This window comes from Streptomyces sp. NPDC029836, from assembly GCF_055574495.1.
This window is the reverse complement of the sequence record NZ_JBVHZI010000002.1, coordinates 869300-894844: the sequence shown is the minus strand read 5'-3', so window position 1 is coordinate 894844 and position 25545 is coordinate 869300. Positions and strand designations below refer to the sequence as shown.

Sequence of the window (25545 nt, the reverse complement as noted above, 5' to 3'; positions counted from 1 at the left end):
GGGGGGGGGGGGGGGGGGGGTCCTCCCTTTCTTTGGGGCGGGGCCCCCCCTGTCTTCTTTTTTTTTCCCCCCCGGGGGGGGGGGGGGGGGGGGGGGGGGGGGGGGGGGCGCCGCCCCCCCCCCCCCCCCCCACCCCGGGTCGGGCCCGGTCAGGCGATCGAGAACGTCACGACCGACTGGTAGGTGTCGGCGAACATGAACGGCGGCAGCTGGAGCATCGCCGCGCCGCCCACGGCGAACTCGCCGCCGGTCAGCTCGTCACCGCCGGCCGCCTGCGAGGCGACCTTCATCGGGGTGTCGGTGATCGCGCCCGGGGTGCCCGCGGTGCAGGTGCTGGGGCTGTCCGGGTTGGTGACGGTGCAGGACGGCTGGATGCCGAGCTGCGCCTTCGCCATCGAGTGGCCGGTCGTCTGGTTCAGGAACGGCGTACGGGTCGCCGTCACGTCCCAGCCGAGGCTGCCGCCGCGGAAGTCCTGGACGGTCGCGGCGTTGAACGCGCCGAACACCGACTGGGACTTGCCGTTGATGGTCACCGAACCGAAGCTGACGGCCGGCTGGCCGTCCTTCGGGCCGAGGGCCAGCGGCCCGGGCAGCACCTCGATGTCCACCGGGTTCTTGACGCCCGCCTGCTCCTCGACGAACACGAAGGGCTTGGGCGCGAGCGTCGAACCGTCGATCCTGATCGCGTCGGCCTTCTTGGTGACCGTGATGTCGCAGGTCGCGGCGCCGGACGCGGACGCCGTACCGGTACCCGTGTCACCGGTGGCCGCACCACCGAGCAGCGCGGAACAGGAGACCGCGCCGGCCGGGAAGTTGGCGCCGGTGACGACCACGGCGGTGCCCGCCGGGCCGCTGTTGGGCGTCAGCTTCGTCGTGACCGGATCCTTGGGCAGCGCCTCGGAGGCGATCGATCCGACCGAGGCGCTGGGCCGCGGATCCGGCGTACACGTCGTGGTGTAGACGGTGCCGCCCAGGTCGGCGTCCGTGACCACCTGGTCGATCGTGATCTGGACGGTGGTGCCTTCGGTGCCCTCGGGGAGGGTGATGTTCCCGCTGAACGCGGGCGGGTCCGCCTTCTTCCCGGCCTCCTGGTGGCTCGGGACGGCCGGGCTGGTCACCGTCTGGGCGACCCCGCCGACGAGCAGCTTCATCTTGATCGTGTTCACCGTGTCGATGGTGAACATCGGGACGACGGGGGTCTCGCCCGGATCGATGGTGATCGGCACGGACTGACCCGCCTTGGCGGTGTCGGGGACCGCGACCGTGAAGTCCTGGGTGCCGTTGGCGCCCGGCTGGGGCGCGGGGGCGACACACTTCACGGGTACCGGTGTGGTTTTGGTCGCGGCCTGCGCCGTTCCCGTCAGGGCCACGACGCCGCCCGTCAGGGCGAGGGAAAGGGCGCCCGCCCCGGCCAGCATTCTTCGTCGGAACGTTGTACTCACTGGGTCGCGACTCCTTCGTCAGACGAACCCCTCCCCCCACCCGCTGTGTGGGGGAGGTTGAGCCGGTGCGGAGGCCGTCATTGACGCGTCGCTGTGATGAGAAGTCAATGGATGGGTTTCGCCCGAAGCGCCCACACATTGATGTCCCATCAGAACCGGTCTGATGGGACATCGGATACCGACTGGTCGGTGGCGGCGGATGCGACCGCCCGGGTGCCGCCGTCGCCTCAGGGGGCCGTCGGGGTGTGCAGGAGCAGGTTCGCGGTGCCGGCGGGCAGGCCGGTGATCCGGTTCGGGACGGCGCCGCTCAGCAGCACCCGTGCCACCTGGTCGGGCGTACGGACGGTGCCGCCGGCCAGCAGCAGCGCGGCCGCGCCCGCCACGTGCGGGGCCGCCATGGAGGTGCCGGAGGAGCGGGCGAGGGCCGTCGCCGAGCCCTTCCACGCCGAGGTGACGCCCACGCCCGGCGCCGAAAGGTCCACGCAGCGGCCGTGGTTGGAGAACGCCGGTCGCCGGTCGGCGGAGTCCGTGGCGCCCACCGTCAGGGCCTGCGGGACGGCTGCCGGGGAGCCGGCGCAGGCGTTCCCGCCGTCGTTGCCGGCCGCCACGGCGAAGGTGATCCCCGACGCCACGGCACGGACCACCGCCGCGTCCATGGCCCGGCTGCGGGTGCCGCCCATGCTCATGTTGACGACGGCCGGGCCCCGGGCGGTGTTCCGGGCGGCGTCCTTCACCAGCCAGTCGAGACCCCGCAGGATCGCCGACAGCTTGCCGTCGCCCCGACAGTCGGCGACCTTCACGCCGACCAGGGAGACCCCCTTGGCCACCCCGTACGTGGCCCCGCCGACGGTCGCGGCGACGTGCGTGCCGTGACCGTTGCAGTCGGCCGCGCCCTCCAGGAACACCGCGTTGTACCCGGCCCGGGCCCGGCCCCCGAACTCCTGGTGCGCGGTGTTGATCCCGGTGTCGACGACGTACACCGTGACGCCCTGCGCCTTGGTCGCGTACGTGTACGAACCGTCGAGCGGCAGCTCGCGCTGGTCGATCCGGTCGAGCGGCCAGGGTGCGGCGGCCTGCGCGGTGAGCGGGGCACTGACGGGGGCGGGGGTGAGGGTGGGAGTGGGAGTGGGTGCGACGGGGGGGACGGGTGGGGTGGGGATGGTGACCGGGGCGGGAGCCGGGGCCGGAGCTGCGGCCGGGGTGGTGGGGGTGTCGGGGGTGGGGACGGGCTGGGTGGCGGGGGTGTTGGGCGGGGTCTGGGTGCCGGGGGTAGCGGTCGGTGCGGGAGTGCCGGGTGGGGGCGCGGGCGGTGAGGTGGCTGGTGCGGGTGCGGGTGGGGCAATTGGGGCCGGTGTGGCCGGTGTGGGGGCCTCGTCGGAGATCCGGAAGTCCGTGTCCGGTTCGACGGAGGCCACCCGGGGGTCGGCTGCGAGGCCGGCCGCGCGGGCCGCGGTGGTCCGGACCGTGAAGCCGTTGAGCACGGTGTCGTAGACCGCCCCCACCCGGTCCCCGGCCTCCGCGGCCTCCGCGGCCAAGGCGCGGGTCGGGGCGCGGGGGGTGGCGTCCTTGAGGACCACCACGTAGGAGGCGGTGGGTGCTTCGGACCCGGCCGTGTCGTTGGTTGCGGGCGGCGGGAGCGCGGCGGCCGCCGCGAGCAGGGCGGCGGCGGGGAGGAGCGCGGTCAGTGCGGTCATGCTCCCGACGCTCCCGCCGCCGGGTCGGCGGCGCGCGGAGGGTGCGCCGACTGGCCGCACGACACGCCGCCCAAGGGGTCCCCGAGCCCGCGCCTGCCGGGCGGAGCGGTTGCGCGGGCAGTGCTCCGCGCGTCGCAGCCGGACCCCGGCGAGGTCGGCGGCGGGGCCGGGGGGTGGCGGGGATTCGGCGGTCCCCGCCTCCGCGTCGGGGCGCGGGTCAGGAGGTGGGGGGTAGGGGCCAGCCGCGCATCGTGAAGACGCCCTCGTCCTGCGCGCCGGACGCGGTGTACGTGGCGAGCGCTGCCTCGTTGTCCGTGTCGACGCCCACCCACATGCCGTAGCAACCCCGCCTCGCCGCTTCCGCGGCAAGGGCCTCGGTGAGGGCGCGGCCGATGCCGCGCCGCCGGTAGCCCTCGTCCACGGAGAGTTCGTACAGGCACATCTCGGTGCCCTTGTCCGGGTGGCTCATCTCGACGCCGGACACCATGCCGGCGGGTACCCCGTCGACGTAGGCGATCAGCATCAGGTGGCCGGGGGAACGCAGGAAGCGCTCGGACCACTCCTCGCGGGCGGGACCGTCGAAGAGCCCCTCGGCGGCTCGTAGTTCGGCGGCGGTGGTGGCGGGGCGGATGTCCATGCCCGTCACGATAGGGGCCGGACCCGTGTGATCATGCCGACATGACGCGTGCGGGCGGGGAGTTCGAGACGGCGTGGCACACGGCACCCGAAGCGGTACGCCGCTCCCTGGGCCGGGCGTACGAGGCGCTGGTGGCCGGCGGCCTGGCGGTCGGGGCGGTGCTGACGGACCCGACGGGGACCGTATTGGCAGAGGGGCGCAACGAGGCCTACGAGGAGCCCGGAACCGACGGCCCGGGCACCGGCCCGCTGCGGGGGACCCCCCTCGCCCACGCGGAGATGAACGTACTCGGGGCCGCCCGGACGGGATGGGACCTCGGCGCCACGACGTTGTGGAGCACCCAGGAGCCGTGCGCGATGTGCGCGGCGGCGGCCCGGTTCTGCGGGGTCGGCGCCGTGCGTCACCTCGCACCCGACCCGTGGGCACTCGCGACGGGCTCGACCGGGTCCTCCGGGGCCGCACCCGCAACCGGCACGCTCTGGCTGCTCGCCGCGAACGTGATGTTCCTGCGCAGCGTGGCGGCGGCCGCGACGGGACCCGGCGAACCGGAGGTCCTGCGCCACCACCGGAGCGCCGAGCCGGAGACGGCCGCGCTCCACGACTCCGTCCCGCCGGGGCTCCCGGAGAACGACCCGGTGGAGAAGTGGCTGGCCCGGTTGTGGCCCGCGCTGACGGAGGCCGCGCGGAACCGGGAGGGCCGCCACCGGAACCCCCGCTGACGGCGCCGGCCACGCACCCCCGCGAACCGCGCGCCGTCGGCGCCGGCCACGCACCCCGCAGACCGCGCGCCGTCGCCGTCGGGCGCCGCGTTGACTGTGCGCCGTCGCCGTCGCCGTCGGGCGCCGCGCGGGCCCGCTGCCGGTCCCGGCCGTGCACCGTGTCGGCCTCGCGCCGCGTCGGCCGTGCACCGTGTCGGCCGTGCACCGTGTCGGCCTTGCGCCGCGTCGGCCTTGCGCCGCGTCGGCCGCGCACCGCCCCGACCGCGCGCCGTCGCCGTCGGGCGCCGCGCGGGCCCGCTGCCGGTCCCGGCCTTGCGCCGTTGCAGTCGCGCGCGCCGCCGCGGCCGCGTGTCGGGTCGGGATGGGATGGGGGTGGGCCTGGGGCGACGGGGGCCGTCAGGGTGTGCGGACCGCCAGGGCGGCCGCGTAGGCGGGTGGGGCCGGGAGGTCGCGGAGGGACCAGCCCGGGACGGGGGCCGGGGTGGCGGCCGAGCCGACGTACGGCTCGATCAGGCCGAGGGCGAGCCCGGTGCCGGTGGCCTTGAGGTAGGCCTCCTTGCGGGACCACAGCCGGGCCAGGGCCGCCTGCCGGTCCGTCACCGGGAGGGCGGTCAGTTCGGCGGTCTCCGCCGGGTGCAGGGTGCCGATCACGTCGCCCACGGCCCCCTCGTTCGGGAGGCCCTCCACATCGACGCCGACCGGGACGCCCGCGACGGCGAAGTAGGCCATGTCCGCGCTGTGCGACAGCGAGAAGTGCACCGCGCCACCCGCGACGGCGGGCCTGCCGTGCGGGCCCCCGCAGCACGGGCAGTCCTCGCGGACCAGCGTGACCTTCTCGGGGGCCAGGCCCAAGTAGGCGCCGAGCAGCACCCGCAGCCCGATGTGGGAGGCGAGGTAGCTGCGCCGGTCGTGCGGGCGCAGCAGCCGGCCCAGCCGGTCCCGTTCGGCCGCGTCGAGCAGCGACGCGGCCTCGTCGGTCCGGTGGCCGCCGATCACCGCACGCGTGGTGTCCAGGGACCACACGACGGCGTCCGACCCCACGGGCAGCGTGCCCGTACGCGGTATGTCACCGCCGAGCTGATTCACGTACTCGGTCATCCGAGCAGGGTAGACGAGGAGATCGACGGCCCGGTTACCCTCGGCCGGGTTCGTAATGATCAGCTCCAGGGGGAGAGACCGTGCACAGTGCCGTGGTGACGCCGGAAGGCGACCGGATCCGTTGGGTCGAACTGCCCGGGGAGGACCCGGCCCGGGTGTACGTCCACGGGCTCGGCGCCACCTCGCCCGCCTACTTCGCGGCCACCTCCGTGCATCCGCTGCTCGCGGGCAGGCGCTCGCTGCTGGTCGACCTCCTCGGGCACGGACACAGCGACCGGCCCGACACCTTCTCCTACACCCTGGAAGCCCACGCCGACGCCCTGGCACGGGCGCTCACCGAAGCCCACGTCGAGGCGGCCGAGGTGATCGGACACAGCATGGGCGGAGCCGTCGCCATCGTGCTGGCCGCCCGCCACCCCGAACTGGTGTCCCGGCTCGTCCTGGTCGACGCGAACCTGGACCCGATGCCCCGGGTCCCCCGCGCCCCCGGCAGCAGCGGGATCGCCTCCTATACGGAGGAGGAGTTCCGGGCCGGGGGCTGGGCCGAGGTGCGCGAGCGGGCCGGCGCCCACTGGTGGTCGACCATGCGGCTGGCCGGCCGGACCGCCCTGCACCGCAGCGCCGTGCACCTCGTGACCGGTACGACGCCCACCATGCGCGACCTGCTGCTGGGCCTGAGGATCCCACGCGGCTTCCTGTACGCGGAGGCGGACGGAGCCCCCGCCGGGACCGAAGCCCTGGAGGCCGCCGGAGTGCGCGTCCTGCCCGTACCGGACTGCGGGCACAACATCATGCTGGACAACCCGGACGCCTTCGCCCGGACCGCGTCGGCCCTCCTGCGGGACGGCACGGCCGAGGTTGGGTAGCCGCCGAAGTCCCTATCGGAGACGCGGAGTTTCGCCGCGCCGCTCAGCGTTGCCCGGCGGTCCTGACGACTCCCGCGCTCCGCTTGGCCGGGGCGCCCGGGGACGGGGTGCCGTCGGTCCAGGCGTAGACCCGCTTGCCGCGCACCGCCACCTGGTACTGGTGCCGGTCCCGGCACTCCGGGCGCTCCTCCGCCCTCGTGTCACCCGGCCACCAGCGGGCGGCCAGCCGGGGGCCGCCCTTCACCTTCTGGGTGCCGGCGGTGCACTGCGGACCGTCGAGCGCGGTCCGGCCCAGGGTGAAGCGGATCAGCCGAGCCTCGCCGTTCGTCCGGACCCTTATCCGTATGTCCGTGGCGTCCGCCGGTATCCAACTCGGCAGCGCGAACGCCCGGTCGCCGCGCGCGGGCGCGTCGGCGGCGGTGGCGAAGCGCTTGCCCTTCTCGTGCAGAACCCGGTCGTCCAGCGCGTTGGTGACGGGGTTCGGCGGCAGGTTGGGCAGGGCGAAGGCGGCCGTGGCCAGCACTCCCACGGCAGCGGCGGCGATCACGAGCGGTCGGCGGTTCATAGGGTCAAGTGTTCCGAGGGCGGGTGCGGGGCGCGTCCCTCCGCGGTATCAAGTTCGTCTCTGCCGCAAGTCGGATACGGCCTCATACCTGAGAGGGGCTTGACCGCCACCCCGCCACCCCGCCACCCCGGAGCGCCCCGCGCGTTACAGGTCCGTGGGGGGAGTGGAGCCCGGCGGGCGCCGTCGTCCTCCCCGCCCCACCCCACCGGGAGGTCCCGTCGTGCGTCGCCGCCCCACCGTCCCCCTCGCCTGCGCGCTGGCCGCCGCGTGCCTGCTCACCCTCGCGAGCCCCGCCCGGGCGACTCCCACTGTCCGGGCCGTCCCGGCGGACAAGTCGCTGGTGCTCGACGGCTGGACGCGGACCGGAGCGGCGAGCCACGACGCCTGGGCCGTCGCACGGGCGGACCGGGCGTCCTGGGCGGCGTACGCGTTCGACTGGTCGACCGACCACTGCACGACCTCCCCCGACAACCCCTTCGGCTTCCCCTTCCGGACGGCGTGCGCCCGCCACGACTTCGGCTACCGCAACCACAAGGCGGCAGGCTCCTTCCGGGCCGCGAAATCCCGCCTGGACGACGCCTTCCACGCGGATCTCAAACGCGTCTGCGCCCGCTACGAGCCCGTTAAGAAGGCCTCCTGCGACGCCACGGCCCGCACGTACTACGAGGCCGTACGCGCCTTCGGAGTCCCCCTCGACCGCGCCGGTTGATCCACCCGCCCCGCCGTACCACCGCTCCGCAATCCGCAATCCGCAACCCTCAGACGCCGCTCTCCCACGCCCAGGCCGCGATGCCGACCCGATTGCGCACGGCGAGTTTGCGCTGAACGTTGGCAATGTGGGTCTTGGCCGTGCCCGCCGAGACGAACAACCCCGTCCCGCTCTCCGCGTTGGTCGGCCCCTTGGCGACGAGAGCGGCTATCTCGGACTCGCGTTCCGTGAGGGACTCGATCAGCTGCGGCGCCCGACTCCTGGCCGCACCCACCGACTTGAGGTGTTCCAGCAGCCGCACGGTGATCGCGGGGCTGATCGGCGTGTCCCCTGCCACCGCGGCACGTACGGCCTCCACCAGGAGCGCCGGTCCGGCGCGCATCAGCAGGAAGCCGCAGGCGCCGTGACGCAGCGCGGTGTGCACGTACTCGTCCAACTCGAAGGTGGTCACCACGACCACGCGCAGGGGCTCGGCGGCTTCCGGTCCGGCCCGGCCAGCCTGCGCGTGACCTCCAGGCCGTCGAGGCGCGGCATCCGGATGTCGGCCAGTACGACGTCCGGCCTCAACTTCTCGGCCGGTTCGATGGCTTGGACGCCGTTCACGGCCTCACCGACGACCTCCGTGTCCGGCTGGGCGTCCAGGATCGGGCGGACGCCGATGCGAACGGATTCCTGATCGTCGGCCAAGAGGACGCGGATGATCACACCCAGCGCCGTACCCGCGTGCGGCCCGGCGGTGAGCGTGCCGCCGAGTGCGCCGATCCGTTCCTCGAGGCCGACGAGCCCCGTACCCCCGGCCCCGCCCCCGGCTCAGGGCGCCACCCCGCGCCCCCGGACCCGCGCATACGAAAGCCCTCCCCGGAGGGAGGGCTGAGGGTGGGACGGGAAGAGTGCCCCCGGCAGGACTCGAACCTGCGGCCAAGTGCTTAGAAGAGACTGATCTTGTAGGCGGGCAATCGGTCGCTGACCTGCGGTGGGGGCCGTGTTGAGTACGGTCGGACCGAGGCGCCACCGTGTATTCACCGGAGTGAATGCTTCCGCTATGTGGCGCCGTGCCCGAACAGGATCATGGGGATGACTCAGGGCGACGTCGGCGCACCCTGTCACTCTCGGTCGGGGGGCGATCAGGGTCTGCGGTCAAGTTCATGTTCCGTGCTGTTGCAGCCGTCTCATCGCGAGGTACTGTGATTGACGAGCCAGGGACCGTGGGTCGCTGGAAGTGGAGCCAGGTGACCTGGGGCAGACCAGGAGCCTGGCTCGGCGTCTGTTTGGGAGCGTCCTCAGCAACCGGTGGCTATGTCGAAGTCCAGAACCACCTCCTTCAGGATGTCCGCGTATCGAGTGTTTCCCTGTCGCTGAGCGCGGATCGCGCCGGCAACGACATCGGACATCCACAGGAGCGGTTCGGTGGCGCCAGCGAGGTGCTCCGCGTGGAGGACGGTTCCTTTGGGGAGCGTGCGGCGGGCCTCGATGACCGTCGTGATGTCCTTCCTGTTGAGCGCCTCCTCCCGTGACTCGACGAACAGGTGGTTCACGCCGAAGCTGTGCAGCTCGGGAATGAGGGCCGTCAGGCACTTACTTCGGGCGCGTTCTTGCTTACGCCGCGGTACGGGAGCTCCCACTGCCACAACGTGCTGGCCGGGCTGTGCCGCGACCAGGCTCGCGGCCGCACGGCGGTCTCGGTCGTCCATCTCCCTCCAGTGGGCCTTAGCGGTGTCCCGGCGCCCCTTCAGGCGGCGCATCTCCTCTCTCACGGCGGCCACGGCCTGTGTCTCGACGATGGCGGCGGCGACGATGTAGAAGCCGGCCTCGGCATGCTCGCGAAACGACTCGTCCAGCCAGGCGGGTCTGATGATGTCGGGGTCATGGCTGGGCGAGTGTTCCCCGGTTGCGCTGTTGATGACTCACCTCCGGCCGGTCATGGTGTCGAAGCGAGGTGACTGGGAGGCGGCCAGAGGCATGGTGCTGAGTCCCTGCTTCTTCGACGCACGCGGGCGTAATGTCGGCTTCAGGTGGTACCCATAGGGCATGGTCATACCGGTTGGGGGCAGGGAGCCTGCGCAGGCCCCGCAGGTGGATGTCGGCCGACTAGGAGTACCACCCGGGGGGTTCGACAGCGGGAAAAATGAACCGCTACTCCTCGCGGGTGATCGCCAGCGTTGGTGCCGGGGACGGATCCCTGCCCATGTCGGAGCCGCGCGGAGCCGACCGGGGTTGTAGCCGCTGATCGTGCGGTGAGCGGTGCAACACCAAGGTCACGGGGTCGAGTTCGGAGTCATCTTCGCGAACTGCCTTCCCGTTTCTCTCGGATCGGCCGAGCTGGGTGCCACACTGGTTGTGGCTACGCCTCGGGGGTCACTCCGCAGGCCGTGTGAGCGCCGACAGGCGCAGGCACGCGACGGGGCTGGGAATCGCCCAGCACCGATCGTCTTGCACGGCTAGAGACTCGAACGGGCCAGATTGTGATCAAGGAACGTGGGCGTGACCCCCTCGTCCTCATAAGCCACGCGGTGTGGCATGAGGAGATGCTGTGGAGCCCCACGACGAGATCGAGAACGCACTTCCGCCCGATGCCCTGTTTCGGGCCATGGAGCCGTTCGGGCCGCCTATGGGCGAGGCCGCCTGCGGCACGTGGAACAAGGACAAGTTCCGTAGCCCGAAGGAGCAGCAGGCCGCCTTCGACGGAGAGCCCGTCGTACCGGAGCGGGACATCCCGCAGGCTCGGGCCATGTGCCGTACGTGCCCGCTGCTGGAGAGCTGCTGGCGCTACGCTCTGAAAAGTAGGGATGAGAACCTCTTCCTGGCTGGAGAGACGGCCGAGGAGCGGCGCAAGGCCTGGCGGAAGCCGGGAGAGATCACTAAGCGTCGTCGTCAGGTAGCCGCGCTGGACGCCTTGAAGGTGCCGACGACCGCGATCGCACGGTGGCTCGGCCGCGACGAGACATTGATCCGCAGCGACCTGCGGCAGCTCGGGGCCGGACGTCGGCAGCTGCCCCCCATCAGCTGAGGCGATTGGCCGTCGGCTGAGTCAAACTGCCGCCGACGGCCACTGCGGGCCCGCTTCGGCGTGTCCGCATACTCCCAGACCTAGATCCTTACAGCTGGAGGAAAACATGATGGATCAGGAAGACACCGAGTACGAGGAGACGATCCAGGACCTGGACGGCTCCGAGAGCGTTGGGGACGAGCTCGACGCCAACGACAGCACGGAGGAGGACAGCTCGGCGATCTGGTCGCGGTTCGGTGAGGCCGACCTGCCACCCTTGGCGAAGACCGCAGCGGTCACACGCGCCGCAGCAGCCGGAGAGGAGTTCGGGCTATCCGCCGACTTCGCCGCCGCCCTGGCTCACGCCGCGGTCGACCCGAGTGAGTTGAGGTCGCTACTTAGGCGTCCCACTCGGGTGAACATCGCCGGGGGCGTGATCGAGGCGATCGACCTCGACCTCTATGTCCCCGGAATTGTTCCGCTCCCGACGAACAACCGCACCATGGAACGGCGCGTGTATCCGGCGGCCGGCGCCGAAGGATACGGGGGACCACTGACCGGGCCTCGCTCTATTTCTGGTACCACCACCAGCCTCTGGATCGAGGGCGGTAGCGTCGCCCATGTTCAGGAGGAGACCGCGCGGGCCCGCGAGTTCATCCTGTCGAGCAACAACCTGAAAGAGTCCATCGCGGCGCGCGGTATCGCCATGCCGGTAACTGTGGTCCTCTTCGAACTGCGGCACCGCGATGGCGAACCGTCCATGCCTCTCTTGGGAACCGCGGACGGCTCCAGCCGTGTCACCAACGCGCAGGAGGTCCTGGGGCTCTCTGATAGTCAGGTGCAATACCACTTCCCCACCAACCGTGACGACTACCGGCGCTTCATCGGGCGGGTAAGCGGGGAGGACCCCGACACACTGAGGCCGGCCGCACACCGAAAGCTGATTCGTCAGCGCAACGCTCTGATCACACCGGCCCGCGTATTCCTCCGCTTTACGCCAACCAGGGAGGGTTACGACTACGCCCGTGCCGTCAACGCTTTCGTTGGCATGCTCCATGTCGATCCTCCTCGACCGTGGAGCCAAACAGGCAAGCTTGAATCCATGGCCGAAGCGGTCCTGGAGGTGCTTCGTAGTGAGGGCGAGCTCAATGATTCGGTGCATGACTATCTCGCGGGCCTACTCACGCCGGCAGAAGCAAAGGGCGCAGGGCTACCTGTAGAGCGAGACGAACAAGCAGCCTATGTCCTCGCCACCCTCCTTCGGGAGCAGCATCGCGAACTCGTTGAGCGAGGCATCCGAGACGTCACCGCCAAGAAGAGTGTGAGCGCCGGCCGACGAACCGAGGTCATCGCGGAGTTGGCGCTGAGGCCCACTCGGAGCATTGCGACCACACTGACAGTCGGAGATCCCGAACGACTGCGGGCTGAGCGAATGCGCGCCGCATACCTGCGCTGTACCCGCCTCGCCCGATACACGACGGCTCCGTGGACAGTTACAGGTCGCCCACCCCTTGAGCTGCTCGACGCGGCCCTCGCAGAGCTTGGTGCTGAGGACGGCTCGCTTTACGAGCCCGAGGCATGGAGGTCCCGGCTGGAACTGGCAGCTTTGGCGCAGTACCACCTAACCGCCTGGGGCGGCCTACAGCGCGAGCCCATGGGCAGCACGAACGCAGATAAGCGGGGCCCACACCAGATCTTGGAAGCGATGCTTCACGACGAGTTGGGGCTGCGGGTGCTCGCCCAAGTGATCACCGACGGTCGGGTTGGAAGGCGTCCCCGTAGGGTCACCGAGGCCGGCGAACTGGAACTGGGCAAGCGCGACGAGCTGGGGAAGTGGCAGGAAGACCCCGAAGGCAAGCCCATGCCGATTGAGGACGCATGGCTGCGCTACGAGGCCTACCCTGCGGGCACGACTCTCCCGCGGCCGGTGACGGCGCCAGACGAGACGCCACGCATGAAGGCTGCTCGACTTCGGGACCAGATCGCCAGGTTCGTCGAACAAGTCAACTTGGATGTTGATGAACTTGCCAACGTGGAGGAGGCGCAGGGAGGTCCGCTCCTAGACAAGGAGGGGTGGGCTATGCCGAACGCGATCCTGAAGCAGCTCATGGACACGCACTCGCAGATCAGCTATTGGGCACGGGTTGCCGAGCGCCAGATGTCTCGATCAAACGGATAGTCAGACGCGGAGGGGGCCCTGCCGGCCCCCTCCGGCACCGACACCACGTTGGACTTCAAGGCTCAAGGGAGCGGCTAGGTGCTCAGAAGAGAGGCGTGGCTGCTCTCCGCACTGTAGGCACCTGACCTGCCTCTTTTCCGTTCGTTTTCAAGATCGAGGAGTTACCTGTCCCGCGTATTTACCGGAGCTCCGCGTTCCGCACTCCGTGTTTGGTCTCCCTCTGTGAGGGGTGCCGGTCCGCTAGGTGTTCATGCGCGGATGTGTGTTCCAGCGTTGAAGCAAAGCTCAGTAGGTGGGTGGGGCGGCGATTGCACTCATCGGCAACACCGTCGCTTGGCTCCTCGTGATACGACATGTACGGCAGCAGTGAACGTGTGAAGGTGTGTGTGGCAGAACCACTCACATCGTAGATTGCTTGAAATTCTGAGGTTGTGAGGGGCGCGGCTCGAATCCTCCAAGCAGCGGATGAATCGGGATGCGACATCAGGATGCAAGTCCGCGAGCGAGGACCCCGGGGGTGCGTAGGAGCGGGCCCTATTGTTTCTCGCGATCCCTTCACGGTGGCAAGAATGGCAGCCCGATCCTTTAGTTCTGTTGCGAATGGTGGTTTCCCACAGACCTCCACATGTGGAGCACTGCCATTCCGCAGAGTCGAATGAGGAGGGTGAACGTAGGGACAGGTCGTACTGTGGGTTTGTCAAGTTCTTTCTGAATTCTTTAACCAGGTGAGGATGTGTCGCGGCGGTGGACGAATACCTGACCCTCCCCTTGAGAGCCGCCCATGCCTCTGCGGCTTCCCTGAGAGCTTCTGTGGCGCCATCGCTTGTCAGCGAATCGAACTGGACGCCCTGTGCCATCAGCAGGGGGCGGAGTGCTGACGACCATGCTTGAGGGTCGATTCCATCCCGGGTTGCGTCGTTGACGACTATCGCTTCACCTGGAATAGGCGGCAGGCCTTTTGCGCGAAGCCGTACATAGTTGAGACCGCGCATTCGGAGGCTCTTTCGGGTGTCGTTAACAACGGAGCGATCCCTGTTGTGGGTATGAAATGGATCTAAATCTATGTACATCTGCGCTTCGGGCAGATATAGATCCACTCTGGGTGCTCGTCCTGAACTTCCAACAGTCAAGGGTACTTCGAAATCGCACAACACTTCCGTTCCAGTAGCCGCGCGTAGGAGAAAGCACACTTCAAGCTCGAACCGAGACCTCCCCGCCGAAGCGCACCGGGGGCATTCGGATCCGTAGGTTCGAGCAAGAACGAGTGCTACCCATTCGTGGCCATTTGGGCAGCGCCATCGGCAACGATCATTGCTTCCCGCCCTGAGTCGTTCTGGTCCTTCACCTGGAGTTGTGAGGTTCTCAACGAAGCTTCGGCTAATGCGAGGATGGCGCTCCTGAAGCGACTCCCCTTCGTTGGGAAGCCGGCGACGAACCGCAATTCGACGGTCGTAGCATTTTCGGCAACCGGACCCAGGGCGATTGAGGTGCGAACGGACGCGAGAGGCGACTGTAGCCACCCACCTATGTCCACAAGAAGAGCACTTCCAGCTACATCTGTCGCGGGATCCGGGCCGCACCATGGTTAGGTCGAATCCTGGGGTGGTTTCATTTTGAATGAATTCAGAGGTGACCGCGCCTAGGATATCCTGCGCGGTCTGTGAACCCGGCTTTGGTTTCCGCTTCCCACTACCTCGCCTTGCCGTGAAGCAAGCAGGGCAGCCGGTCCCTCTGCCTGTTCGATTATTTGGAGTCGCGATCCATTCGTGATCGCATACCCGGCACCGCCATTGGCATTTGTAGGCGCTTTGAGGCTTCAGCTGGGCGGCAGTGAGATTGTTTTCCAGGTTTCCAATGAATTCTGACGCAACTTCTGGGTGGATGTCTTTAAGTGACGTCCCGGGCGGAGCTATTCTGCGAGCATTGATGGTTCGCAGGCGTCCACAGTTGGGGCACCCGCTACCCGCGCCGCCCGCGGTTCGTTTCCTTGCGGTGCAGATCCATTCATGTGCGCAAACTGTGCATCGCCATTTGCAGTAATGTGAAGAGGTTGGGTGCAGCGTTTTACTGGTGAGATCCTTGTCGTCGATCACTGCGACCAATTCGTTTGCGACCTGCGGATGAGTAATAGAAATGTACAGTGGAATGTCGGGTGCTGATTCCCGTTTCTCCACATCTCTCCTTAGCTTGAAATGAGGAAGCAGATTTTACAGCTTGGGAAGGCGTCGTGAGGTGCTGATTCGCCAAAGGGGGCGGGCCAAGGCGCATGCGTGTAGGCCCTCCTGGGAGCGGCACGTCCATGGAGGCAAGCAGCTACTTGGTGAGGTCCGGCATGTGGTGTGCCACGGCCATTCGTGCTTCTTGTCGACGGGGATGGACGCCTCACAGCTGGAACCGGGGATCGACACCTTTCGCCGGGGCGACGACGTGCGAAGCTGGAGCGCGCGGACGCCGCCCGGTGCCACCGTGCACGCGGCGGAAGAAGGAGGTACGCGTGACCAACCCCAGCCCTCGTGGGACGTACTTGACGATCTCGGAGGCTCTGCGGGCCAGGATCGCCGAAGGGACCTACCCCGATGGCCTTCCGTCCGAAGCTGAGATCGGGCGGGAGTTCGGAGTGGCGCGCACGACTGTCCGTCGCGCATTTCGCGCGCTGGAGGAAGCCGGCGACGTGACCACCGTAGCTGGGGTCGGCCGCCGAGTCGGAGACGGATCAGAGGTAGCGCCCTACAAGCGGATCATGGCAGATCTGCTGGACCGTATTCGGACGGGCGAGCTGCCTGCCGGTGCTCGGCTCCCGAGTGAAGCAGAGCTCTCCGAGTCCTACGGGGTCGCACGGGGCACGGTCCGTCGTGCCGTGCACGAACTTGAAGGCGCAGGACACGTTCATGCTCAGCACGGAGTTGGGCGGTTCGTGGGCCCGGCATCCTGATTCTCGACAGCTTGGAGGCACTCACATGCAGTTGGCCAAGTGGGCTCACGATCTCGCGGAGTCCCTGCTTGCCGAGCGCCTGCCGGCCCGGTGGGCTCATTCTCAACGCGTCTATTCGCAGGCACTGACGCTTGCCCCGGCACTTGGCGAGGACGCGGAACTGCTGGCCGCAGCGGCTATTGCGCACGACGTCGGGTACGCGCAGGCAGCCGTGGACACGGGGCAGCACATGATCGACGGAGCGCGCTATCTGCGTGACGTGGTGGGCGCCGACCCCCGGTTGTGCAGTGTTGTGGCCTTCCACACGTCATCCCCCTGGGAGGCCTCCGAGCTGGGGCTGAGCGAGATGCTGGCGGAGTTCGGCCCCGCGGAGCCCGCGCTGGTGGATGCGATCACCTACTGCGACCTGACCAGCAGCCCCGTGGGCGCGCTCGTCGACCCGGCGGAGCGGTTGACTGAGGTGCTCGACCGGTACGGCCCGGATCACGTCGTGTTCAGGGCCGTATCCGCGGCTCGACCGGAGCTTCTGGCACGCGTCGCCCGGGTGCGTCAGCGCAGCTTCGAGATACAGCGGTCCAAGCTCAGCTGATTCGGGGAATCGGCGAGTCGCGGAAGCCTTCCGTGAGCCGCCTGCGGGTGGTGGGCGATACGTCAAGGGACTCGATCTCCGTCCGGGGAATCCACCGCACCTCCAAGGATTCCGAACTCACCTTGATCTCGCCGCTGACCGGTCGGGCGCGGAAGCAGAGCGAGAATTCCTGCCGCACCTCGCCGTCCGAGAACGCGATCACATGCCCAGGGTCGGTGAAAACACCCACAAGGCCAACGACCTCGACGACGATCCCGGTTTCCTCCAGGACCTCTCGAACCACCGTTCCTGCGATGTTCTCGCCAATCTCCTGCACACCCCCAGGCATGCCCCAACGGCCGTTGTCCGATCGCCGCTCCAGCAGCACATCTCCAGCGTCGTTGACAACGAACGCCGTGACTGCGGGCACGATGCTGTTGGCCTTCGGCGCGTTGGAGTCGTCGAAATAGTCAGTACGGCGGCTCATGCTCATCCTTCAATGGGGACTGCTTCGGACCAGACCTTCTCGAAACTCTGTTGATAGGTGGAGACCAGCTCAGCGCCGGCGACCTTGCGCAGATGGAGAACCGGCGCCAGGGGTGCGCTCACGCCGTAGACCTGCGTGTTCACCAACCATTCGTTATCCGACCGGTAGAGCGAGTTGTGCAGCGTCGACCGATGGAGCCGGAACTCGATGCCCGGAACCGAGTACAGCGGGCGGTAGAGCTTCATCACTTCGCGAACCTTATAGGCCACGCCCTCAGCGACTTCTTCTTCGTCCCCTCGGCGTCGAATCTCAGGACTTTCTGGGTCCCCGAGCAAGATACGGGCTCGAACTCCACCGGCCGCCTTGAGCCTGAGCATCTGCGGCCAACGCGGATTCTCGGCGAGGAAGACGCCCGCGTGCACCAGCACACCGATCTCCCGCTCCGCTCGCCCGAACATCTGGAGCCATAGGTCGGCCGGCACGTAGGAACGGTGCGGATAGACCTTAAGTACCTCGGCATCCGCAGCGTCCTTACGCTGCCCGTCCGGTAGGCCGTCTGGCCACAAATAGCCCTCGTCCTCCCGAAGGAAGGCCGAGATGGCAAGGCGGTGCCGCCGGTACGGCGCCCGCCCTTTGGTGATCCAGCGCTCCACCGTCTTGGGGTCGACCCCAAGGTGCACCGCCAGGGCATCCACGGCGACGCCTTGCGTCAGCATCGCGGACCTTAACCGTTCGTTCGCCATCCCACCCCCAGGGACGTCCAGGGACGTAGTCGCCCCTCGAAACGCTACCGAGGACGTCCCAAGTCGTCCAGGGACGTGGTGACTTCGTCCCACCCGTCGACGGCACTCTGATGCACACCACAAGACGGACCGGCTGAGGCGCAGAGCTTGACAGCCTCAACCAGAACCGCCAATGTGAGATACATGTTCAAGCATGTATCTCATGCAGTGAGCGCGGCTACTCCGTGCTGACCTGCATGAATGCCTGATTGAGCTATGCGTGCACCGCACAGGTTGCCGTGTTGCAGCCCGGAGGAAAGCCCGAGGGGGTGAGTACGAAGGCAGCGTTCGTCGCTTGAGAACTCAACAGCGTGCCAAGTGAAACGAGACGGGCGTGACCCCGTCCCCTGGACGACGGGCTGTCGTTCGGCGGCAACACCTTCTTTCACGCGCCGGCTCTGGAGAACACCCCGCTCCGTAGGGGTGCCACCCGGTACGTGCCGCCCTGCTGGCGTCAGAGCAGTGACGATGACGCACCGATCTTCGGGCTCGGGACCGGCATGCCGTGGCAACGGCCGCCGGCGAAGCCCCTCACTACGTTGACCTGCCATTCAGGAGTCTTCGTGATCCGGTTAAAACCCTTGGCCGCCGCTCTGCTGGACCGGCAGACCGGCGTCGCCCTTGGCGTCTCCCCTCCCCGATCCGCTACGCAAGCGCAGCGGATATCGCGCTGATTCGCGCAATCGGGACACTCGCGCGGCCCTAGCCGCGCCGGCTGCCTCCTCCGGCCGTGCGCCGCTTCGGCGTCGTACGGCCGGGGTCGCGGGGAGCCGGATGTTCCGGCCCCGGAAGGGGTTCGCATGAACAAGAAGCTCGCCGCGGCGATCCAGCGTGACAACGAGCTGGAGGACGCCGGCATGCACGCCGACGACCGCAAAACCTGCTGGACCCACCAGGGCTGGGCCGCGGACTGCGAGAGCGACCCGGCCCACACCCGGCCGAGCGTCGCCCACTACCCGCGACCCGCCTGACCTTCCCCTCGACGAAGTGCGGCCCCGGTGCTGTAACACCGGGGCCGCTTCGAGCCGTCCACCTGCTAGGGAGAACACGACTCATGAAGTACATCGTGGCACGTCAGAAGCCCGTTACCGCCCTATTGGCCGACCTCGAACCGACGGACGCGGAGCTGAACGCGGTCGAGTTCGAGATGCCGCTGATCTTGGCGGAGGTCGACCTCCTCGACGCGGAGATCGCCGTCCTGGACCGGACGCCGTCCGACCTGGACGCCCAGCGGATCCGCCGGGCCCGCCGCCGAATGCTGGCCGCCCGCCTGAACCTGATCAACCGGAGCATCGCCGCGGTGAGCACGTCGGGCGGTGCCGCATGACGCTCAGGGCCCATGTCGCGCAGGGCTACGTGGGTGACTGGGAGATCTACGTGGTCACCGCCAGCCCCTTCCCGAGGGAGTGGCCGCACCACGACTTCGCCCGCACCTCGCCGGCCCCCACCCGCACGGAACGCACCGCGGCCCTGGCCGTCCTTGGCTACCAGGTCGCGGACGACGCGGAGTGGGAGTGGCAGGAGTACTACGACGAGGACGATGACTACCCGGTCAGCTTTCTTGGCTCCGTCGACGTCGTTCCGATCGGAGCGGCCTCGTGAACCGGTGGGGCAAAGCGTTTCTTGTGCTGGCCCTGGTGGGTGTGGTCGCGATGGCGTTCCGGGTCTCCTGGAACGCGCTGCGGGACATCGCCCGGGCGACCGGCGCCGATGGGATGGCCGCGACGCTGTACCCGTTCGTCGTGGACGGGCTGATGGCGCTCGCTCTGGTCGCGGCCCTCGTACTGACCGGTGAGGCCCGAGCCTTCGCGCTGCGGGTGCTGGCCGCCTACACGGCCGCGTCTCTGGTCCTCAACTACGTCCACGGCCTGGTGCCGGCCCTGCACGCCGAGTCGGTCAAGTGGATGCGGCTCGCAGAATGGGACCCCGCGCACTGGGCCCTCGTCCTGCTGGCCACGTCCCTTCCGGTCGGGTCGATCTACTTCGGTTCCGACCTCGTCGCCAAGGTCCTCCACCACCGCCCCCAACCCCCGATGGTCGAGCCGTGCGGGGAGCGCGCGGAGGAGTCCGCACACCCCCCGCACACCCCGGACACCGTCGACATCGACCGGGACCCGGCCCCGGCCGAGGAAGTCCCGCATCTGTTGGTGCGGGAGGCGTTGCCGCAGCTCACCGCCTATGTGGACGGTGTGCGGGCGGACGATCCGCACACCCCGCACACGGTGCCCGTACAGCCCGCACACCCCGACGAGGGGATGTCGCGGGAGGAGGTGTTCGAGGAGGCGGAGTTGGAGCGTCTGCGGCAGGACGCACGCCGTACGTACGCCGAATCCGTACAGGCCGCACGGCCCCTGTCCGCACGGGCACTTGGTGAGGCGTACGGCATGAGCGAGTCATGGGGCCGCAAGCAGATCCTCGCCGCCCGCGACGACTCCGAGCGGCCCCACCTGACCGCCGTTCCCGCAGGCACCGGCTGATGAGCATCCTGCCCGTCCACCGGTGGCACCTCGCCCCGGATGGTCTGGCCACCCGCCGCCAACTCCGCGCGCTGGGGCTCCGCCCGGGTGGTCAGGACGTCGTCGCCCAACTCGAACGCCCCCGCCGCCGGCGGGGCCCGCTCGTCGCCTACCTCTACCGGCTCGACCTCGCCGTGCCGGTCCGGCCGATGACCGCCCGCAAGGCCGCGGCCCTGGACCGGGCGAACCTCGCCCGCCGCACCTGCCCCACCTGCCGGACCGATGCCGGATACGTCATCCCGGCCTCCCTCGGCATGTGCACCCCGTGCGCCTACCCCGAAGCACAGCGCGTCGCCTGAACACCCGACCTGATCAGGAGATCCACGTGACCACGCAGAACGCACAGACCACCATTCCCGCCCCGGCCGCTCAGGGTTCGCACTTCTGGGTGCTGACGTTGGAGCTGCCCGGCCGGGCGGCGATGACGCAGAACGGTACATACACCCCGCCCGTCGGGATGACCCGCTACGACGCCCACCAGGCCATTCGCCAGTACGTCATCGCCGACCACCCGGAGATGGCCCGCGCGACCACCCTGTTCTTCGCCCTGGAGCCGAACCAGCTCTGACCTGCACGGACAAGCAGGGCCCGGCCGTTGCTGTAGGAGGCTGGCGGCCGGGCCCCTTTCACTCCCCGAAGGGGGCCCGTTCAGCATGACCGAGATCCTCACCGAACCGCAGGCACCACCCGAAAAGTCCACCCCCACCCCCCAGAACACCCCGACGCCCGCCGACACGAAGAAGTCGGCCAAGCAGGTCGAGCACACCCCGGGCGGCTTCCCCGTGGTCCCGCTCTCCCTGTCCGGCGCCAACGGCACAGCCGGACTCGTCGCCACGGCCGCACTGGCCGGCGGCCCGGTCGCCGCGATGGTCGCGATGACCGGCGCCGCCGTCCTGGGCACCGCCGCCGCCGCACACCGCCACTCCAAGAACGCCAAGAATGCCAAGAAGACCCCCACCGCGAAGGCCACGCAGGCCTCCATCCGAACCCCGGGCGGAACGGGCGGCCGTGGAGTCTTGGGTCGGATCCCCTCCCAGGCCCGCACCGGCAAGACCCCCGGCGGAGTCGCGGGCAGGGGAGCGGGGACCGCGTCCGGATCCCGGAAGACGGCCGGCGGACAGATCCGACAGGCTGCCGGTGCCCCCGCCGGGCGCCCCTCGGGTTCGACCGCGGGCAGGGCGGGTTCGCCGTCGGCCCGCCAGCGAGCCGCCCGCGCGGTCGCCGGCCTGGCCGGTGGACGAGCCGGACAGGTACAGGCTCTGCGCTCGAAGGCCCGTACCGAGTCCCCGACCCGGGCCGCCGCCCGCACCGCATCCGCCCAGGCTCGCCGGCAGGTCGCCGACACGCGCCGCGCCGCCAGGGCCGCCGAACGCGCCGGCCACAGCGGCAGCGGTGGCACGGTGGGCAAGCCGCGGGGCGCCGCGGCCCGGACCCTCGCGAAGGGCCTCGGCACGGCCGCAGCCGTCCGCGACAAGGCCGTCGCCGCCGCCCGCACCACCAAGGACCGCGCCACCGGCCGAACGGTGGGCAAGAACCGCGAGCAGGTACAACAGGCCGCCCACCGGGCCCGGGTGGCCGCCGCCAAGGCCCCCGCCCAGAAGGCGGCCCGTAAGGCACTGCTCCGCTCGGCAGCCCGATTCCACGCCCGCCGCGCGCTGGCCGCCGTCCTCGGCGGCGCTGCGGGCCTGGTCGGACTGATCACCACCCCGCTCGGTCGAAAGCTCGGCTGGGCCTGGCTGATGAACCCCGGCCGCCGCCTCTACCAGCGCCTCGTCGACCGGGCCCGAGCCCGACGCGAGGCCCGCGACGCCGAGATCATCGCGCAACTCGAAGCCGACGAAGAGGAAGCCGAAGCCCAGGTCGCCGCCGAGGAGGAGGGCACCGACGAGGTCGGCGACCAGGCCGCCCGTCCCACCACGCACGTTCCCGCACCGCCCACCAGCCAAGGAGTAGCTGTGAGCAACGTTTCCGGGTTCCGGTTCGAGGAGCTGGCCGCCGAGATGGAGCAGGCCGCGCAGTCCTACGAGCCCGAGGGCTGCATGGAGATCCTCGCGATGATCGAGAACCTCCCCGAGGCCCTGCAGGCCATCGCGAACATCCTGCGCATCCTCGCCGAACGCAGTGACTCCGAGTTCGCGTTGGAGAAGGTCGTCGCCGACATGTTCACCGACCTCTTCGACGTGTTCACCAGCACCGTCCAGTTCTCCGAGGAACTCGCCCCCGCCTTCCGCCAGGCCCACGAGGCGGACATCGCCCGCCACGAGGAGCCCCGCAACGGCCACGAGGCCGAGAAGGGCTGGAACGTCTGATGACCGCCACCAAGACCGTCACCCACAACGGGCTCGCGTTGGACTGGGCCGCCGGCCACGGACCCATCACCGGCGCCCTCTCCGCAACCACCGGCGCCTACGCGGTCGCCACCGTCGGCACCCTCGCCCACATGCCCCCCAGCTGGGCCCTCGCCATCGGCACGGTCGGGGCGATCGGCCACACCGCGACCGGCCTGCGGCAGAAGCTCGCCGCCCGCACCATCGGCGCCCGCGCCGCGTCCTGGCTCCTCGGCTCCGGCTGGACCACCTGGGCCCTCGCCACCGGCCCCCTGACCTGGACCTCCCTCGGCTCCCTCGCGGTGATCGGGGTCGGGATGGGGGCCGCCGCCCGGTCCGTCGGGTTGTACGAGGAAGCCCGCGAACTGGAGGCGATCGCCGCCGCCGAGCGGCAGGTCGCCCGCGAACTGTCCGCCGAACGCCGGGCCGTCGCCGCGGAGTGGGTGGACCGCATCCAGCGCGTGTGCGGGATCACCGTCCGCGTGCTGGCGGTCGAGATGTGGCCCACCGGTACGGGGTTCACGATCGATGCCGAACTCCCGCCGGGCGGCACGACTTACGACCGGATCGCCCGCGAGAATGCCCGCTTGTCGGCGGATGCCAGGCTGCCGCACGGCTGCACGGCCGCCGCCTCACCGGGCATCGACCAGGGCCGCGTCCTCATCGACGTCACCACGGTCAACGTCCTGGCCGCCGAGGTCCCCTACCCCACCGACTACAGCCCCCTGTCGATCCACACCGGCATCCCGTGGGGCTACCGCACCAACGCCGACGAGATTCTGACCTACCTGCGCGAACAGTGCGCCCTCGTCGTCGGGCCGACCGGATCCGGCAAGACGAACATGGTCCACGTCATCCTCGCCGGCTTCGCCCGCGCCGAGGACATGCTGACCTGGGTCATCGACCTCAACGCAGGGTCCGCCGGCCTGCCGTGGGTGCGGCCCGCGATGGAGGGCGAGACGGGCCAGGCGGTCCGGCCCGGGATCGACTGGCTCGCCGCTACACACGAGGAAGCCGAGCTGATGCTGGACGCGGCCCTGCGGGTCGGGCTCCAGCGCAAGCGTGCCTACCAGGACCTCATGGCCAAGGCCAACACCGACCTTCTCCCCATCAGCGCCGAGATCCCGCAGATCATGCTCGTCATCGACGAAGGCGCCGAGATCCTCACCAGCAACGAGCCCGAGAAGCGCAAGCTCGCCAAGAAGATCCTCGAAGTGATCCGGATGCTCCGCGCCATGGGCCTGCGCACCGTCCTCACCGCATTGGGTGCCACCGGATCCGTCCTCGGCAACATGATGATTCGCCGCGAGGCCAAGACCCGCGTCGCACTGACCGGCGGATCCACCGAAGGCATGGACCTCTCGAAGCTGTTCCCCGGCGGAACCGGCCTGCGGATCGAGCAGGCACCCCACAAGGGCACCGGCTTCATGGGCACCCCCGAATCACCCGCCGCCCTCTTCGGAACCTGGCGGATCCTGCCCAACCAGATCCGCGACATCGTCCACGCCACGAGCGACCGGCACCCCCGCCTCGACGCGATCTCCGCCAAGGCCGCCGGCCCCGACTACGCCCGCCGCTGGGACTACAACCGAACCGTCTGGATCACCAGCCACCAGCCCACCGACCCCGACCCCGACACCACCACCCCGCCCACCCAGGCGTCGCCGAGCCGTGCGGGCGGGGGACTGAACCTCTCCGCACACCGCGACCGCCCAGCGACGGCGGCCCCGGACGAGGACGCGCTCGCCGAGCAGTTCCGACGCCAGATCGACGCCGAGTTCGCCACCACCCCCGAACCCGGCCGGCCCACCACCGAACACCCGACCCGGCCCGGACTGAACCTGTCCGCCCACCGCAACGAGACCCCCGCCGAGGAGGACACCGCCGCCCGACAGGCCGCCCTCACGCTCCTGATCGCCGCCGGCCCCGCCGGGACCGGAGCCTCCGCCATCGCCCGCAACCTCGACCAGTACGGCACCACCCGACAGACCGTCGCCGGCTGGCTCAAGACCTGGGCCGAGGACGGCACCGCCATGCGGATCGGGGCCGGCACCAAGACCCGCTACGTCCACCACACCCACGCCCCCGAAGCCCCCTCAGAGCCCTCACAGGACTGAACTTGTCGCTTGTCGCCTCCCCACCCCAAACCCCGCCACCAGGGCCCTCAGGGCCTTGCAAACGGTGTCTGACCTGGGAGGCGACAAGCGACAAGACAAGCGACAAGACAAGACAAGCGACAACCCACACGACAAGCAGGCGACAAGCGAGACGACAAGCCCAGCGGGGAGCTCACCTCAACGTTTAGGTGTGCTCCCCGCACTCACGAGGGAGCCCCGTCGTGCATGAACCCACTCGCACGAGCACCACCGCACCCACCCGCTACGGCGACCCCGTCCTCTACCCGACCGCCGTCCAGCACCCCGTCATGCTGCCCGCCGAACTCCCGCCCGGGGTCGAGATGGTCACCTTGCCCGGGGGCTACCGCACCCTCGCCTACACCCAGCAGGCCGTCCCGTCCCCCGCGCCGGCCGCGCAGTCGATTCCGGCGTGGGCGAAGACGACCGCGCTCCTCGCCCCGACCCTCGGCGGGGGCATCGCCGCCGCCGGGTTCGGGATCTCCTACGCCGCCCCGGGACTGATCGCCATGACCGAAGCCCTCTGGGCCGCCATCGCCCTCATCGCCGCCGGCACCCTCGCCCCGCTCCTCCTCCGCGCCGGCCGGGGTGCCGGTCGGGGGACGGCGCCGGTTCAGCACGTCACCCAGAACATCACCGCGTCCGGGATGTTCGGCCGCGCCACCGGCACCCTCAACAACCGCTGAAAGGCCCGCCCATGAACCGGAACCTCCTGTCCGAGCGGATCTCCGACGCCGCCGTCCTCATCGCCGGCAAGCACACCGTGCGCTGCCCCTACCCGGCTTGTGGCGTCAGCGTCCGCTACCGCCACGTCACCCCCGACGAGGCCAAGCGCCTGATCGACCTCGCCACCGACCACAGCCGCCACTGAAACGACGAGAGCGGCCCCCGCCTCACGCCAAT

26 protein-coding genes and 1 pseudogene are annotated in these 25545 nt (G+C 69.6%); 17 read left to right on the top strand and 10 right to left on the bottom strand.

The features are described 5' to 3' along the window. Positions 1-149: 149 nt before the first annotated feature. From ACZ4XJ_RS09820 to ACZ4XJ_RS09810, 3 genes are all read right to left on the bottom strand, one after another. Entirely contained in the window at positions 150-1442 is a 1293-nt protein-coding gene (locus ACZ4XJ_RS09820) for a hypothetical protein (protein ID WP_468495824.1), read from the bottom strand. Positions 1443-1669: 227 nt separating this feature from the next. Then, positions 1670-3136, bottom strand: a complete 1467-nt coding sequence (locus ACZ4XJ_RS09815; RefSeq protein WP_468495823.1) for a S8 family peptidase — start codon at positions 3134-3136, stop codon at positions 1670-1672. A gap of 217 nt (positions 3137-3353) precedes the next feature. Continuing rightward, positions 3354-3773, bottom strand: a complete 420-nt coding sequence (locus ACZ4XJ_RS09810; protein WP_362876872.1) for a GNAT family N-acetyltransferase — start codon at positions 3771-3773, stop codon at positions 3354-3356. 41 nt (positions 3774-3814) lie between these two features. Here ACZ4XJ_RS09810 and ACZ4XJ_RS09805 point away from each other — a divergent pair, with 41 nt between their 5' ends. Next, the gene (locus tag ACZ4XJ_RS09805) at positions 3815-4492 is read left to right on the top strand and encodes a nucleoside deaminase (protein WP_468495822.1); all 678 of its coding nucleotides are present in this window, start codon (positions 3815-3817) and stop codon (positions 4490-4492) included. Between the two features lie 396 nt (positions 4493-4888). On the opposite strand, the gene ACZ4XJ_RS09800 is transcribed toward ACZ4XJ_RS09805, so the two are convergent. Continuing rightward, a complete protein-coding gene (locus ACZ4XJ_RS09800) occupies positions 4889-5590 on the bottom strand; it encodes a 4'-phosphopantetheinyl transferase family protein (RefSeq protein ID WP_362876870.1) in 702 nt (233 codons plus the stop codon). An 80-nt stretch (positions 5591-5670) separates the two neighbouring features. Between ACZ4XJ_RS09800 and ACZ4XJ_RS09795 the strand changes: the two genes are divergently transcribed. After that, a complete protein-coding gene (locus ACZ4XJ_RS09795) occupies positions 5671-6456 on the top strand; it encodes an alpha/beta fold hydrolase (protein ID WP_468495821.1) in 786 nt (261 codons plus the stop codon). A gap of 43 nt (positions 6457-6499) precedes the next feature. On the opposite strand, the gene ACZ4XJ_RS09790 is transcribed toward ACZ4XJ_RS09795, so the two are convergent. Continuing rightward, positions 6500-7021, bottom strand: a complete 522-nt coding sequence (locus tag ACZ4XJ_RS09790) for a hypothetical protein (protein WP_468495820.1) — start codon at positions 7019-7021, stop codon at positions 6500-6502. Positions 7022-7241: 220 nt separating this feature from the next. On the opposite strand from ACZ4XJ_RS09790, the gene ACZ4XJ_RS09785 reads away from it, so the two are divergent. Then, positions 7242-7730 (top strand): phospholipase, encoded by a 489-nt coding sequence (locus ACZ4XJ_RS09785; RefSeq protein ID WP_468495819.1) that lies wholly within the window; start codon positions 7242-7244, stop codon positions 7728-7730. 49 nt (positions 7731-7779) lie between these two features. Here the strand turns inward: ACZ4XJ_RS09785 and ACZ4XJ_RS09780 are convergent. Together ACZ4XJ_RS09780 and ACZ4XJ_RS09775 are read right to left on the bottom strand one after the other, a co-directional pair. Then, positions 7780-8435, bottom strand: a pseudogene (locus ACZ4XJ_RS09780) (response regulator). Positions 8436-9010: 575 nt separating this feature from the next. Next, positions 9011-9493: a hypothetical protein gene (locus ACZ4XJ_RS09775; RefSeq protein ID WP_468495818.1), complete on the bottom strand. Its 483-nt coding sequence runs from the start codon at positions 9491-9493 to the stop codon at positions 9011-9013. A 767-nt stretch (positions 9494-10260) separates the two neighbouring features. Between ACZ4XJ_RS09775 and ACZ4XJ_RS09770 the strand changes: the two genes are divergently transcribed. Together ACZ4XJ_RS09770 and ACZ4XJ_RS09765 are read left to right on the top strand one after the other, a co-directional pair. Then, a complete protein-coding gene (locus ACZ4XJ_RS09770; protein ID WP_468495817.1) occupies positions 10261-10737 on the top strand; it encodes a WhiB family transcriptional regulator in 477 nt (158 codons plus the stop codon). 106 nt (positions 10738-10843) lie between these two features. Beyond that, positions 10844-12895 (top strand): hypothetical protein, encoded by a 2052-nt coding sequence (locus tag ACZ4XJ_RS09765; protein ID WP_468495816.1) that lies wholly within the window; start codon positions 10844-10846, stop codon positions 12893-12895. Between the two features lie 314 nt (positions 12896-13209). Here the strand turns inward: ACZ4XJ_RS09765 and ACZ4XJ_RS09760 are convergent, their stop codons facing one another. Next, the gene (locus ACZ4XJ_RS09760; protein ID WP_468495943.1) at positions 13210-14988 is read right to left on the bottom strand and encodes a zinc-ribbon domain-containing protein; all 1779 of its coding nucleotides are present in this window, start codon (positions 14986-14988) and stop codon (positions 13210-13212) included. 173 nt (positions 14989-15161) lie between these two features. Between ACZ4XJ_RS09760 and ACZ4XJ_RS09755 the strand changes: the two genes are divergently transcribed. Continuing rightward, positions 15162-15827 carry a GntR family transcriptional regulator gene (locus tag ACZ4XJ_RS09755; RefSeq protein WP_468495815.1) on the top strand — a complete coding sequence of 222 codons (666 nt, stop codon included), beginning with the start codon at positions 15162-15164 and terminating at the stop codon, positions 15825-15827. Positions 15828-15852: 25 nt separating this feature from the next. After that, positions 15853-16416, top strand: coding sequence for an HD domain-containing protein (locus tag ACZ4XJ_RS09750; protein WP_468495814.1), 564 nt, complete (start codon positions 15853-15855; stop codon positions 16414-16416). Here ACZ4XJ_RS09750 and ACZ4XJ_RS09745 read toward each other — a convergent pair. Together ACZ4XJ_RS09745 and ACZ4XJ_RS09740 are read right to left on the bottom strand one after the other, a co-directional pair. Beyond that, positions 16409-16882 carry an NUDIX domain-containing protein gene (locus ACZ4XJ_RS09745; protein ID WP_468495813.1) on the bottom strand — a complete coding sequence of 158 codons (474 nt, stop codon included), beginning with the start codon at positions 16880-16882 and terminating at the stop codon, positions 16409-16411. The two genes, ACZ4XJ_RS09750 and ACZ4XJ_RS09745, sit on opposite strands and share 8 nt — an antisense overlap. 2 nt (positions 16883-16884) lie before the next feature. Then, positions 16885-17598 carry an XRE family transcriptional regulator gene (locus tag ACZ4XJ_RS09740; RefSeq protein ID WP_468495812.1) on the bottom strand — a complete coding sequence of 238 codons (714 nt, stop codon included), beginning with the start codon at positions 17596-17598 and terminating at the stop codon, positions 16885-16887. 866 nt (positions 17599-18464) lie between these two features. Between ACZ4XJ_RS09740 and ACZ4XJ_RS09735 the strand changes: the two genes are divergently transcribed. From ACZ4XJ_RS09735 to ACZ4XJ_RS09690, 10 genes are all read left to right on the top strand, one after another. Further along, positions 18465-18635, top strand: coding sequence for a hypothetical protein (locus ACZ4XJ_RS09735; protein ID WP_468495811.1), 171 nt, complete (start codon positions 18465-18467; stop codon positions 18633-18635). A gap of 83 nt (positions 18636-18718) precedes the next feature. Further along, the gene (locus ACZ4XJ_RS09730) at positions 18719-18991 is read left to right on the top strand and encodes a DUF6284 family protein (protein WP_468495810.1); all 273 of its coding nucleotides are present in this window, start codon (positions 18719-18721) and stop codon (positions 18989-18991) included. After that, entirely contained in the window at positions 18988-19266 is a 279-nt protein-coding gene (locus ACZ4XJ_RS09725) for a DUF6303 family protein (RefSeq protein WP_468495809.1), read from the top strand. The genes ACZ4XJ_RS09730 and ACZ4XJ_RS09725 overlap by 4 nt, the downstream gene beginning before the upstream one ends. Further along, positions 19263-20141, top strand: a complete 879-nt coding sequence (locus ACZ4XJ_RS09720) for a DUF2637 domain-containing protein (protein ID WP_468495808.1) — start codon at positions 19263-19265, stop codon at positions 20139-20141. The genes ACZ4XJ_RS09725 and ACZ4XJ_RS09720 overlap by 4 nt, the downstream gene beginning before the upstream one ends. Further along, positions 20141-20479 (top strand): RRQRL motif-containing zinc-binding protein, encoded by a 339-nt coding sequence (locus tag ACZ4XJ_RS09715; protein WP_468495807.1) that lies wholly within the window; start codon positions 20141-20143, stop codon positions 20477-20479. The genes ACZ4XJ_RS09720 and ACZ4XJ_RS09715 overlap by 1 nt, the downstream gene beginning before the upstream one ends. Positions 20480-20505: 26 nt before the next feature. Further along, positions 20506-20748 carry a hypothetical protein gene (locus tag ACZ4XJ_RS09710; RefSeq protein WP_468495806.1) on the top strand — a complete coding sequence of 81 codons (243 nt, stop codon included), beginning with the start codon at positions 20506-20508 and terminating at the stop codon, positions 20746-20748. Between the two features lie 85 nt (positions 20749-20833). After that, a complete protein-coding gene (locus ACZ4XJ_RS09705; protein WP_468495805.1) occupies positions 20834-22489 on the top strand; it encodes a hypothetical protein in 1656 nt (551 codons plus the stop codon). After that, a complete protein-coding gene (locus tag ACZ4XJ_RS09700) occupies positions 22489-24624 on the top strand; it encodes a hypothetical protein (RefSeq protein WP_468495804.1) in 2136 nt (711 codons plus the stop codon). The genes ACZ4XJ_RS09705 and ACZ4XJ_RS09700 overlap by 1 nt, the downstream gene beginning before the upstream one ends. 221 nt (positions 24625-24845) lie before the next feature. Beyond that, the gene (locus ACZ4XJ_RS09695; RefSeq protein WP_468495803.1) at positions 24846-25328 is read left to right on the top strand and encodes a hypothetical protein; all 483 of its coding nucleotides are present in this window, start codon (positions 24846-24848) and stop codon (positions 25326-25328) included. An 11-nt stretch (positions 25329-25339) separates the two neighbouring features. Next, positions 25340-25513 carry a hypothetical protein gene (locus ACZ4XJ_RS09690; RefSeq protein ID WP_468495802.1) on the top strand — a complete coding sequence of 58 codons (174 nt, stop codon included), beginning with the start codon at positions 25340-25342 and terminating at the stop codon, positions 25511-25513. Positions 25514-25545: the final 32 nt, after the last annotated feature.